The sequence below is a fragment of the Clostridium transplantifaecale genome (assembly GCF_900626075.1).
GTDB classification, from domain to species: Bacteria; Bacillota; Clostridia; order Lachnospirales; family Lachnospiraceae; genus Otoolea; species Otoolea transplantifaecalis.
The window spans coordinates 1-12757 of the sequence record NZ_UYZY01000007.1 but is presented as its reverse complement, the minus strand read 5'-3'; the positions used below and the strand labels follow the sequence as shown (position 1 = coordinate 12757).

The following is a 12757-nucleotide window of genomic DNA, read 5'->3' as shown; positions in this document are numbered from 1 at the left end:
GGTACTCATAGTATACTATATATAAAAATATGTCTCTTTTTCGCCTGAGACAAACACGGAGGGTTTAAGGATGCGGTTCAGAACTTTAATCTGTACTGCACTGATGGCGCTGACATTTTCCGTCACTGCTTTTGGTGCTGAACATACTGCCCAGGTTGTAAGCTTCGGTCAGAGCGTTGATTCCGATGCTGCCATTGAACTTACGGGTTCAAAGGTCATTACAGACGATTTTTCTTTTAAAATGCCAAGCGGATGGTCCGGTAACTGTGTAATCGTCCCTGGTGAATCTACCTACGAAATCTATGATAAAGCTGCATATGAGGAGGACGGGTCAGGTCTGCTCTTCTCCATTATCTGTTATGAAGACGTCGATTATAAAGATCTGCAGGGATGTTCCATCCTCGGTTTTTATGACAACAAGACCTACATACTGGAACCGGAATACAAAGATTATCTGGAAGATACCACTTCCAAAGAATATAAGTCATGTCAGGAAGCTACAAAGGTTTTGAAGAAAAGTTTTGTTGCGATCGTGAAAGAACCGACGGAGTAATCTGTCGGTTCTTTTTTTAATCCTTAGGAAATACATAGAATAGGGGTAGTTGAAAAATGAGGACGCCGCCGTCAGGCCGGGGACCGGGGTGGTGAGGGGGATCGATGAGTCTTTCGTCCCGGGCGTCAGATTGTCGTGAGCAGGGAATCCGGGCAGAAAAAGTTCCTGCGGGAAACGCTTGCGCTCGTTGGAGGCTCTTCCGCAGCTATGGACAGCCGTGGTATAATGGTGGTAGAAAGAAGGGATCTTTTATGATGAAATATAAGGAACTGGAAAACTGCCCCCTAAAGTTTGACGAAAACCACTTTATCTATGAGTGGCACGACGATGGCTCCACCCTGCACCTCTACCTAAAATCCAGGTCCCACCCTTGTGCCTGCCCCGATTGCGGCGCCCTGTCGTCTACCCTAAATTCGGCTTATACCCGGACCCTTCAGGATACGCCCATCCGAGGCAAGCACACACTCCTTCATGTCAAATCTTATAAATATAAGTGTACTAATCCGGACTGTCAACGGAAGGTCTTTGTAGAACCCCTTCCCTTCGCAAGACATTCCCAAACCAGGACGGACGCCCTGAACGCAATGATCCTGGACGCCTTTCTTGCCGGAAATGCCGAAGGCAGCAGCCGCAGGCTGGCCCAAATCGGGGTAAAGGTCAGCGGGGATTCCATCTTGCGGCTTGGCAGCCGGTTTCAGCTGCCGGATGATCCGGAGGTGACTTCCATCGGAGTGGATGAGGTCGCGATCCGAAAAGGGCAGACCTATGCGACGGTTATTTATAACGCGCAGACCCATCTGCCGCTCGCTCTTTTTCCAGGGCGTGACGGAGCCTCGTTGAGGGAATGGCTTCTGGCCCATAAAAAAGTAAACAAGGTGGCCCGGGACCGGGCGAGCGCTTACTCGGAAGCAATCCGCCTGGCCCGCCCGAACTGTATCCAGATAGCCGACCGTTTTCATCTCTTGCAGAACCTGAGTACCGCTCTTTCGAAACTTGCTAAAGACGAAATACCGGACCATCTTTATCTAAAGGACGGAGAGATTCTGAAAAAACGGCCTGAAAAGATCTGGGTTGAACGGACCATCGATCCGGCTAAAATGGCCTCTCTGCACTATGATAACGCCTGCCCCTTAAAAACGGACGGGACGGAGCTTGTTTTCGACAGCCAATTCCATCGTCTGAGCGACGCGGTTCGGAAAAAACAGGATGAAGCCATTAAAAAAAAGCGAACGAATCCGTGCCGTACAGGAGAGGTGGGCCCAGATGGAAGAAAAGAAGATCCGCCCTCTGATGGACGAGTTCCACATGAAATATGAGACAGCAAACCGATATATCCATATGACAGAGGAAGAAATCATGCGCCTGGGCCGGAGAGAAATCCGGAAGGAAGGTTCGAAGGTAGCCGCCTATTCCAACCTGATTTACAAGATGATCCAAAACGGTGAAAGTGATCTCACGATTTATCAATACATCAGGTATCAAGGATACAGTGGGAGCCTGAACACGATATGGGATTACATTCACTGCCTAAAGGAAAATAACTTTCCCGGCTGGAAACAGAGCAACGCGATCTGTGCGTATCGCTCTTCTGAGGCAGAAGGGGTGATCCGTCTCAGCCGGGGACAGGTGGTAAGGTACTTGTTGACGGTCAATGCGAAAACCAAACGGGATAAAACAGTGCAGAAAAACAGTTCTGCCATCCAACAGGCCTATCCCATTACATCAGAAATCCATACCATGTACCAAGAATTCCATAAAATCCTGATGGGATCCAATGAGAAAGAATTAGCCCCGTTCATCCGGAAGTATGAGAAGAGCCGGATCCAGCCCTTTTGTGAAAGCATAAAAAAAGACATAGACTCAGTGAAAAATGCAATCAGGAATCCGGAAAGTTCCGGATTTGTGGAAGGGGGAAACAATCAATTCAAACTCACGAAACGGAATGAATATGGAAGAATGAAACTGGAAAGCCTGTTTAAAAAGTTTTGCCTGTCCTTTCTAGAAAAACGGCCCGGTTTCGATCTCAACCAGCTACTGCTGACTCGTTTTGGTTTTAAAGCTTAATGTCCATAGCTGCGGAAGAACCTCGTTGGAGTACATAACGGTCACTAACCTCGAAAATACCTCGGTAAGTGCCGATGAACTCCCAGGTTCCCTCCTGAATCTTTTTCTCCCTCCCCGCAGGAAGGTTATGGCCGGGACGAAAGACTCAGCCAGGATAGCGGCCCGGTCCCCGGCCTGCGGCGCCTGATCTGTCCTATTTCTTCAAGAGGGGAGGCGCTTGTCGCTGCCACTACGTTGCTCTGGATGCCTGAAAACTACATCCTGTTCACTATGACACTATGGTAACTTATAATCCTAGAGTGTTTAAAGTGTTTATTCTGATACTCTTTTTATGCAGCCCAGGATGTCGTCAGAATGTAAAAGAATCACAACTATATAGTGGCCGCGACAATACCACCTCCCCACTTGATGAAAGAGACAATCAGCCCCTGAAGCCGGCGGACGGGGCAACACACTTCCCTGAGTCTTCAGTCCCGCCGACAACGTGCCCGGGGAAGGAAGGAGAAAACTTTCCGAAGGGGACATTGGAATCCGCCAGTGCTTGCTGAGGTCTTACACGAAGCTAGCATCCGCTGCGCATTCCACAAGCGGGAGCGAGTCCCCGTAGGAATTTTTTCTCCTGGATTCCCCCTCACGACAACCTACAAACCGGGACTGAAGACTCATAAACAACCTCTCACTCCCCCGTCCGCCGTCTTACAGAGGCGTCCTCGCATCTCAACTAAACCCCCTTTATTGCCCACTGATAAGACGCCGCCGCCTGCTTATAAGTGATCTCCGCACTCTTGTAGGAAGCAATCGCCGTATACCATGTCGCCTCCCCGGACAGATATGTGCTTTTATTGATCATGCCGGCCCTGTATTTTGTCTGTAAAGCGCCATAATCTTTTTCTGCCGCCGTATAGGATGCCGCCGCCCCCTCATAAAGCTGTTTTGCCTCCGTCACAGCCTGATAGAGTTCATCCATAGTCAGACTGGCGGTTCCCTCAGCCTCTGCAAGCTGCTGTCTTCGCAGTTTCCGGGCCGTGTCGCCGGTTGCGGTACTCTTCTTAACCGATTTGACGTTTGAATCGGCGATTACCGCTTTTTCCTTGTCCTCCGATAGATTCATTTGGTCCAGCTCTTCCTGTGTGACGGCCGGGATTTCGCCGATCTGTATCTCATTCGCATTTTTCCCCGTCATAATGGCTAATTGGCGTTTCAGCTTATCTGCGCTGTCTTTCGTGGACTGTAATGAGGCCTGGGCGTTTAAAAGGCTCTTTTCCGCCTCCAGAAGGTCTGTCTCCGTAAGCAATCCGGCCTGCCTCTTGGATGATGCCAGTTCGTATGCTGCGCTCTGGGCTTCTGCCCGCTTTTCGGCTGCGCTGACCTGATATTCCATCTGCTTATAAGAATACATCAGGGTCTGGGCCGATTTGACAAGGCTGTTAATGGTCCTGCTGACAGACGCCTGGCTGGTGGCGGAATTCAGGGAATTGATGCTTCTCTTCATCTGACTGGCCGATGATGAGAGAATCTTTGCGTTCTGGTCATAGTTTGCAATAAGCTCATCGGCTGCCCCTTCGTCTTCCAGTTCATCCGCCTTGTTGATCATGTCACGTTTTGCGCTCATCAGGGAATCATAGGCTGCCTGATAGATTTCCAGACTGTTTTCATAGCTCTTCTGTGTGTTGATTGCACTGCTGTTTCCGGTGCGGATGAGCTGTTCCAGTTCGATGTACTCTATCAGGTTATCATTCAAAGCCTCCTCGCTGACTGCCGCCGTTCCACCGGACTCATCCGCTTCTTCCCAATTCTCGGCAAGGGCAGGCCCTTCCGCTTCTCCCGACTCCTCCAGGCCCGATATCAGAGGCCCTGATGCGGCCTGCACCGGAAGCTGGTACAGCAGGCTTAAGGCCGTTCCGGCTGCTGCCGCCCATCCCGCTATTCTTCTATTCAATCTGCTTCCTCCTTTATGCTATGGATTACGTTGCCGGCGCATTACGCCCCAGATGCCCCTCCTTTTGAATGCACCCACCGTAGATCTTTATGTTGTGGATGCCAGGCCGTCCACCGCCCACTGATAGGCATATTGGGCCTTTAAAAGCGACAGCGCGGCCGTTTCTTTTTCCGTCTTTGCCTTGGTATAGGAGGTCTGCTGACTCTGATATGCATTCTGGCTCATGGTTCCGGCCGCTTTCTTACGCTCGGCCGACTGCATGGTTTTTTCCTCCAACTCAAAGCTCTTCAGGGTCTGGGAATACTGGTTTTCCGCCAGCAGAAGACTCTGCCATGCCGATTTCACGTTGGCCTTCACCGCCTCCTCACTGCTTTTCAATGTCTCCTCATACTGCCTCTGTGTAGCGCCCACCTTGGCATTTTTAACTTGCCGGGTCAGAATTTTCAGCTCATAGTTATTTTCCACCGCTTTGACCAGATCTTCTTCCAAATTGATTGTGCTGCTCTTTGACGGATCCGGCTCCGGGAGGGCGCCAATCTCCACCTCATCCCCGTATTTCCAGCCCATCATCAGGCACAGATTCTCTTTTGTAGACGTTATCGTGCTTTCAGCCGATGTAATGGCGGCTTCCGCCTGAAGCAGCGTATCTTTCGCGTTCAGGACAGCCGTCTGGGTCGCCGTGCCTGCCGCGGCCTGAAGTTCGGCCGTCTGACACGCCTTTTCAGCCGTCTCCCTGGTGTTCTTGCTGTTTTCCAGGGACAGGACGGAGTTCCAGTACGTGATCATCAGGGTCTGGGCGGACTGGACAAGGGATTTTTCCGTCTTGTCATATCCCCACTTCACCACATCGCCGTCCGATACGTTTTCGTCTCCCCGTTCCATCATCTGGTCGGCCTGAAGTTCACTGCTCTGGGCTGCCGCCAGGCTGGAACCGTAATTAGCGTCGTCCGAATCCGGGTATTCGATACTTCCATATATCTCGTCAGCCGTATCGTAGTAAGTCTGGGCCACCTCGTCGCTGTCTTTTCCTTTATAGTCCTCGTAGGCAATCTGATTGCTCAAAACGGTGCTGTTATACTCGTGAATCAAATCTCCTATCTCGTCAAATTCCAGCTTATTATCCCTCATGGACGCCCATTTTTCCTCTGTATAGGCAAACGGCGGACTGGCCGCCAGGGCTGCATGGGGAACTGTCAAAGAAAATATGGCAGTTCCGGCCGCCAGGACGCAGAACCGCGCCCCTTTTCTGTTTTTTTTCCGCATTCCTCTCTTCCTTCCTGATTTCCTGTAAATATTTTATCCTGCAAAAACGGCTCTTTTAATCTATATCCTGATATTCTTCTTTTGGCCTCCTGCTCAGCAGTCCGTAATAAACAGGCAGCATGAACAACGCCACAACGACGCCGACCGCCAGTCCGCCAATATCTACAATCGCAATACCCTGGGTCGTGGAACCGCTGCTTCCGATTGCCATAGCCATTGGGATCATGGAAAGAATCGTTGTCAAACTTGTCATCAGGATAGGCCGGATTCGGGTTGCGCCCGCCTCAATCAGGGCCGTATGTAAATCCATCTCCTGCCGGTACTGGTTCACCGTATCCACGTAAAGGATACCATTATTTACAACGGTTCCGATGAGGATCAGGAAACCGAGCAGCGTCGTCATACTGATAGTGACTCCGGTGATTTTCAGGAATCCGAAGGACCCCACCAGGCTGAACGGGATTGTTGTCATAACCATGACGGAAAATTTTACCGACTCAAACTGGCTCGACATTACGACGAATACCAAAAATACGGCAATAGCGATAGCCGAATAGAGGGAACTGAACTCCTCCTGCATCATTCTGTCCCTGCTGTTAGTTCCCAGCGTAATGGTTCCCGTCAGGTTTGGGGAAATGACTTCGCTGTCGATGGCTGCCTTAGTATTTCCGCCCGTGTAATCTCCGCTGATTGTAATTTCATATGCTTTATCCGTCTTTGATATGGAAGACGGACTATCTTTGAAAATAACGTCTGCTACCTGGGTGAGAGCCACTTTGCCGCCTTTGGAATCGGTGAGAATGATATCTTTCACCTGATCCACTGTTCTGTATTCATCCTCCGGGTATTCCACCTGGACGGAAATCTCCTCGCCGTCCACTTTCAGTGTCGTTGCCTCAACACCGCTCAACATCTGGTTGACCGTGGAACCAATGGAGGAAGCGGTCAGGCCGTGGGCTTTTGCCATTACCGGGTCTACCTTGAGCGTGACGATAGGGGCATTATTTTCAATACTGGAATGGACATTGATGATGTCATCCCTCGCCGTCAGTTCCTTTACTATCTTGTCGCTGACTTCCTTCAGTTCATCATACTGGGTGCCGTGCAGGAGTACCTCATAGCCTCTCTGGCCTCCCATAAAGCTCATGGACGTGGACGCCGAGACGTCGATGGTGCAGTTTTCAATGTTATCCATCTCCTTCTGCCACAGATCGGCAACATCCTCCGTGTCCATACTCCTTTTGTCCTTCAGGTAAGCGGTGATGCTGCCGCTGTCCCCGTTATAGCGCAGCATATAGGAATCCACGTTATCATCCGCTGCTACGACAGCCTCGGCCTGTTCCAGGGCATCGCTTACTTTCTCCTGTAAAAGTCCCGGCCTGGTCTCAATGCTGACGCTGACCGTACCGGTATCGTCGGAGGTCATAAGCTCCGCCTGCATTCCCGACGCCATGTAAATGGTCGCAGCCATAATAGCGATGGAAGCCAGCATTACGATTCCCTTCCGTCTCAGCAGTTTTTCCATTACTCTGCGGTAAAACCGCTGAAACCGGTCTATCGGGCGTGACATAAGCGCCTTCTGCGTTTCTATCGGTTTATAGAAGAGATAACAGAGCGGAACAATCGTCATGGCCGACAAAAGAGAAGCCAGCATACAGAAGACAACAGTAAAGCCTAACGGCTTAAACATCTGGCCCGTCATTCCCTGGATTGCCGCCAGAGGAATAAATACAACACAAGTTGTAATGGTGGAGCCAATAATGGAGTTTCCGACAATCGACGTTCCTTCCAGGGCCGCCTTACTGTATCCGAGGATTCCCTTATCATCGCCCTCAGCCGTGGCTCTGAAACAGCTTTCCAGCACAACGATAGAGTTATCCACCATCATACCAACGCCGAGAACCAGGGCGCTCATCGTGATGACATTCAGAGAAAAACCGGCCGCCGTGATTGCAATCAGCGACATCAGAATGGACGTGGGGATGGAACTTCCTACAATCAGGGACGCCTTATAATCACCGAAAAACAGGAAAATGACAATCATGGAAATAAAAACAGCCAGCACCATGGTCTCCGCCACATCCATCAGTGAATCCATAATGCTCTCCGAAGTGTCGTTTGCCACATTGATATGCAAATTCTCATCGGCTGCCTCAAGCGCCTCGATGGCGCTCTTTACCGCACTGGAAACTTCCATAGCCGTATTGCTCTGCTGCTTTGTAATAGAAAGGGAAATCGTCTCCTCCCCATTGTAGCGGGAAACGCCTCCCCTCTCCTCTTTTGCCTCATAGATATTTGCCACATCCGACAGCATAACCAGATCGCCTGTTGCGGTGGCAACCGGAATGTCTTTCAGTTCATCCACTTTTTCCGTCTCCAGAGATGTGGTCACTGACAATTCCAGGTTTCCTGCCACGGCCTCCCCGGAAGGGTAAGCCAGGTTTGCCGAACTGATGGCCGAAGTGACGTCGTTCATAGTCAGCCCGTACTGTGTAAGTTTTTCCGAAAGAAGCTCAATCTTTACATATTCGGAGGAGCCGCCCATAGCGCTCACTTCCGCTACCGAAGAAATACGTTCAAACTCCGGAACAATATTTTGATCAACGTAATCGTAGAGATTATCCTGTTCCGAATGGCTGATGGAGAGCATCATTGTCGTTCCCGCATTCATGCTCATCTCCATAATAGAGGTATCCACATCGTCGGGAAGATTCCTCTCCGCATTCTCAAGCTGTTTTTTCAGATTATCGTAAGCTTCATCCATATCAGTTCCGTAATCGTATTCCAGCATTACCATGGCGCTGCCGTCGTTCGATGAGGAACTCATGCTCTTTACGCCTTCCAGCGTACTGATGGCGTCCTCGATCGGCTCCGTCACCAACTCACAGATATCTTCCGGGCCTGCACCGGAATAACTGGCCCTGACAATCAGCATCGGCGTCTCCATATCCGGCATCTGTTCCAGCTTTGCCGAGAAAATGGATGAGATACCGAAAACAATGAGGCAGAGAAGCGCCATAACTGTAGTGACCGGATGTTTAAGGACGTACTTTGTAATTCCTCTTCCCATTAATTATCCCCTCCCACCGGTTTTTCTCCCGCTGCATCACCTGCGTCTGCAAGCGCCTGCGTGGTATCTTCCTCCGTCTTTAAATTGACTGTAGAACCCTCGTAAAGCTGGGAACTCCATGTGCTGACTACCATTTCTTCCGCCGTCAGGCCGGAGCGTATCTCCGCTGTCTCCGAATCGTAGAGGCCGACTTCCACCTCTTTTTTATGTATGGTCCCGTCTTCGTATACGTAAACATTTCCTACGCCCCCGTCATAATAAATGGCATCCACCGGCACTGTCATCACGTTGTCGGCTCTTTCGGAAACTACCTTCACCTTGACCACGCTGCCCGTCGCAACGGAATTCACTTCCGTCAGATCCGCTTTTATCTTGAAAAGGCCGTTTGAATCGTCCACCATGGTGCTGATATCGCTGATTACACCCTCGTAGGAATTTCCATCCCTCTCGATTGTCATCTTGTCGCCCTGGCTCAGATTCTGGACCACATTCTCCGTTACATAAAAGGAAACTCTCTTGTTACCCTGGCCTGAAATGACGCAAAGCTGAGCCGACTGATTTACGCGGTCATACACCTCAAGATCACAGCTCTCTATCTTCCCTCCGATTGGAGCTGTTACGGAACTGTATTCCACCTGCTTTTCGTAGGCCAGCTTTGCCGATTCATACTGCAGTTTGGCGCTCTTTACATTATTCTGGTACTGTTCCCATTCCTGGTCGGATATATCGCCGCCCTGGTATAAAAGCTGCATCCTGTTCAGGGTGCTCTGTGCCTCCGACAGGGAGATCGCCGCCGAATCCATGGAATTTTTGGCGGTGTCCACCTGTTCCGTGTCAATGGTGCACAGAAGCTGGCCCGCTTCCACCGTATCTCCCGCTTTGACGAGAACAGAAGTTACATCTCCTCCCGCTTTCGCGTAAACATAAACCACATCCGCCGGCTCCACCGTCCCTGCCAGGCTGGTCGTCTTCTCAAGACTGCCGGTCGCCGGAACCTCCGCTTTTACGGTTGCGACATTGTTCATCTCCTGGCCACCCATCATCCCGCCCGGCATCGCTTTTTCTTTTCCTCCCCTGGCCGCTGCCGCCGCAACCAGAACAATCAGAATAACGGCTGCCGCTGTCAGTTTTTTCCTCTTCTTAGCCGCTTTTATAAACGAGTTTACTTTCTCTTTTATCATTATCTGGTCCTCCTCACTGACCGGTGCAGGAATCTCCTCCCACTGTCCACAGTACTGCAAACCTTGTAAAAACAAGGTTTTGCGCACAATGGTATTCCCCACCTCAGGTTTCAAATTGAGCTGAGTATACCATCCCTCTTTAAATGGAAAATCAACTGAACATGAACTGAATATAAACTAACCGTGATTTTTTTGTGTTCCCTCCTGATTTTTAAAATTATTCCTGTAATTAAGCTTCCGGTTTATAATTAGTTCATAAAGATGTGATATGAATTTTAGAAATGATATGTTTGATTGAACGGAGGATAAATATATGTTTCATGTTCTGGTCGTAGAAGACGACGTAAAACTGCGCTCCCTTTTCTGCACCGTCTTAAACCGCAGCGGGTATCTGGCCGTTCCGGCGGCGGATGGCGGGGAGGCGCTTGAACTTTTGGACACTGAATATATTGATTTGATTATTTCCGATGTCATGATGCCGGGGATGGATGGCTATGAATTGATCCGAACGCTGAGGGGAAACGGGTACACGCTCCCGATTCTTATTATTACAGCAAAAGAACGGTTTGAAGACAAACAGGAAGGGTTCCTCGCCGGAACCGATGATTACATGGTAAAACCCATTGATGTAAACGAGATGGTCCTGAGGGTCGGCGCCCTGTTAAAACGGGCCAGAATCGCCACGGACCGCCGGATCACATGCGGCAATACTACACTCAATTACGATGCCCTGACCGTGACCATAAACGGCGAAGAGACACTGCTCCCGCAAAAGGAGTTCTATCTGCTCTATAAACTGATGTCCTACCCCAACAAGATTTTTACCAGACAGCAGCTTATGGATGAGATTTGGGGAATGGACTCCACCTCGGATGAAAGAACCGTGGATGTCCATGTTAACCGGCTGCGGGAACGTTTCCGTGACTGCGACGATTTTCTGATCATGACCGTGAGAGGTCTTGGATATAAGGTGGTGAAATCCGAACTATGAAAAAGAATCACTTTCATCTTCCGCAGTATTGGTTTCTTATGCTGATTCTTATTTTTATCACCCTGTCTGTGATGCCGCTGATGGCAGGTTTTCTGGTAAACATCATTGCAAACGGAGAGGAACGGAAAATCCGCTTTCTGCAGTTTAACCCGTTTTTCCCCAGCCTGATTTTTTTTCTGAGCAGCGTCTTTATCAGTTTCGGCATCTCCCTGGTATTGTGGTTCAAGGTACTGGTGCCCCTGGGCAATATCAGCCAGGCTGCAAAGCAGGTGGCAAAAGGTGATTTCACGATACAGGTAGAGGCCGGGAAATCACTGGGGGAACTGAGGGAACTGACCGACAATTTCAACAGGATGGTGCAGGAACTGGGAAGCATCGAGTCTTTCCGGAACGACTTTGTGACAAATATTTCCCATGAATTTAAGACTCCCCTTGCAGCTATTGAGGGCTATGCCACCCTGCTCCAGGAACCTTCCCTCTCGGAAGAGGATAAAAACGAGTATATCCGCATTATAATGGACAGCACGAAACAGCTTTCCTCCATGGCCGGCAATATCCTCATGCTCTCCCGCCTGGAAAAGCAGGAGATTATCACCGGCCAGTCAAACTTTAAGCTGGACGAGCAGATACGCCAGGCCCTGCTTATGCTGGAACCTCTCTGGGAGAAAAAGCATCTGGATCTGGACATCAGCCTGCCACCTGTCCGCTATTTCGGCAATGCGGATCTTCTGATGCAGGTATGGCTGAACCTGTTTCAGAACGCAGTCAAATTCACACCCGCAGGCGGCAGCATCGCCGCTTCCATGCAGGTTCTGCCGGAATCCGTGGAGATTACAATTTCAGATACCGGGATTGGAATGGATGAAAGTACCAGACGGCGCGTGTTTGAAAAATTCTACAGCGCGAATAAGGAGCTGGGACGCAGCGGAAACGGGCTGGGACTGTCGATTACAAAGAGAATTGTGGAATTGTCGGGCGGGACGATCTCAGTGGAGAGCAGGGTGGATGAAGGGAGTTGTTTTAAGGTGATTCTGCCACGGGGGATTTAGTTGAAAAATGAGGACGCCGCCGTCAGGCCAGGGGCCGGGGTGGTGAGGGGGATCGATGAGTCTTTCGTCCCGGGCGTCAGGATGTCGCGGGCGGGGAATCCGGGCAGAAAAAGTTCCTCCGGGAAACGCTTGCGCTCATTGGAGTACATAATGGTACTAACCTCGAAAAGACCTCGGTAAGTGCCAATGAACTCCCAGGTTCCCTCCGGAATCTTTTTCTCCCTTCTTCCCCGCAGGAAGGTTATGGCCGGGACAAAAGACTCAGCCAGGACGGCTGCCCGGCCCCTGGCCTGCGGCGGCTGATCTGTCCTATTTCTTCAATGGGGGAAGGCGCTTGTCGCTGCCACTACGTTTCCCCGGATGCCTGAAAACTACATCCTGTTCACTATGAGACTATGTAAGCTTATAATCTTATAATCTTAGAGTGTTTATTTTGATACTCTTTTTATGCAACCCAGGATATCGTCAGAATGTAAAATAGTTACGACTATATTGTGGCCGCGACAATACCACCTCCCCACTTGACGAAAGAGACAATCAGCCCCTGAAGCCGGCGGACGGGGCAACAACCTTCGCTGAGTCTTCAGTCCCGCCGACAACCTGCCCGGGGAAGGAAGGAGAAAACTTTCCGAAGGGGACCTTGGAAT

10 protein-coding genes are annotated in these 12757 nt (G+C 50.3%); 5 read left to right on the top strand and 5 right to left on the bottom strand.

What is annotated here, in order from left to right; all coding sequences use genetic code 11:
- The first annotated feature begins 70 nt into the window (after nucleotides 1-70).
- From EJL91_RS21230 to EJL91_RS21220, 3 genes are all read left to right on the top strand, one after another.
- The gene (locus EJL91_RS21230; protein ID WP_125143973.1) at nucleotides 71-553 is read left to right on the top strand and encodes a hypothetical protein; all 483 of its coding nucleotides are present in this window, start codon (nucleotides 71-73) and stop codon (nucleotides 551-553) included.
- A 251-nt stretch (nucleotides 554-804) separates the two neighbouring features.
- Nucleotides 805-1869, top strand: a complete 1065-nt coding sequence (locus EJL91_RS21225) for an ISL3 family transposase (protein WP_243125265.1) — start codon at nucleotides 805-807, stop codon at nucleotides 1867-1869.
- Entirely contained in the window at nucleotides 1817-2617 is an 801-nt protein-coding gene (locus EJL91_RS21220; RefSeq protein WP_164516771.1) for a transposase, read from the top strand. Before EJL91_RS21225 ends, EJL91_RS21220 begins: the two co-directional genes overlap by 53 nt.
- A gap of 721 nt (nucleotides 2618-3338) precedes the next feature.
- On the opposite strand, the gene EJL91_RS21215 is transcribed toward EJL91_RS21220, so the two are convergent.
- The 4 genes from EJL91_RS21215 to EJL91_RS21200 all read right to left on the bottom strand — a co-directional run bounded on the left by EJL91_RS21215 (nucleotide 3339) and on the right by EJL91_RS21200 (nucleotide 10070).
- Nucleotides 3339-4556 carry a TolC family protein gene (locus EJL91_RS21215; protein WP_125143972.1) on the bottom strand — a complete coding sequence of 406 codons (1218 nt, stop codon included), beginning with the start codon at nucleotides 4554-4556 and terminating at the stop codon, nucleotides 3339-3341.
- A gap of 87 nt (nucleotides 4557-4643) precedes the next feature.
- On the bottom strand, nucleotides 4644-5819 hold the full coding sequence (locus EJL91_RS21210) for a TolC family protein (protein ID WP_125143971.1): 1176 nt from the start codon (nucleotides 5817-5819) through the stop codon (nucleotides 4644-4646).
- A 55-nt stretch (nucleotides 5820-5874) separates the two neighbouring features.
- Nucleotides 5875-8889, bottom strand: a complete 3015-nt coding sequence (locus EJL91_RS21205) for an efflux RND transporter permease subunit (protein ID WP_125143970.1) — start codon at nucleotides 8887-8889, stop codon at nucleotides 5875-5877.
- Nucleotides 8889-10070, bottom strand: coding sequence for an efflux RND transporter periplasmic adaptor subunit (locus tag EJL91_RS21200; protein WP_125143969.1), 1182 nt, complete (start codon nucleotides 10068-10070; stop codon nucleotides 8889-8891). The genes EJL91_RS21205 and EJL91_RS21200 overlap by 1 nt, the downstream gene beginning before the upstream one ends.
- A 313-nt stretch (nucleotides 10071-10383) precedes the next feature.
- Between EJL91_RS21200 and EJL91_RS21195 the strand changes: the two genes are divergently transcribed.
- Both EJL91_RS21195 and EJL91_RS21190 read left to right on the top strand, forming a co-directional pair.
- On the top strand, nucleotides 10384-11061 hold the full coding sequence (locus EJL91_RS21195; RefSeq protein WP_125143968.1) for a response regulator transcription factor: 678 nt from the start codon (nucleotides 10384-10386) through the stop codon (nucleotides 11059-11061).
- Entirely contained in the window at nucleotides 11058-12110 is a 1053-nt protein-coding gene (locus tag EJL91_RS21190; protein ID WP_125143967.1) for a HAMP domain-containing sensor histidine kinase, read from the top strand. The genes EJL91_RS21195 and EJL91_RS21190 overlap by 4 nt, the downstream gene beginning before the upstream one ends.
- On the opposite strand, the gene EJL91_RS24705 is transcribed toward EJL91_RS21190, so the two are convergent.
- Nucleotides 12107-12259, bottom strand: a complete 153-nt coding sequence (locus EJL91_RS24705) for a hypothetical protein (protein WP_164516912.1) — start codon at nucleotides 12257-12259, stop codon at nucleotides 12107-12109. The two genes, EJL91_RS21190 and EJL91_RS24705, sit on opposite strands and share 4 nt — an antisense overlap.
- Between the last annotated feature and the right edge of the window lie 498 nt (nucleotides 12260-12757).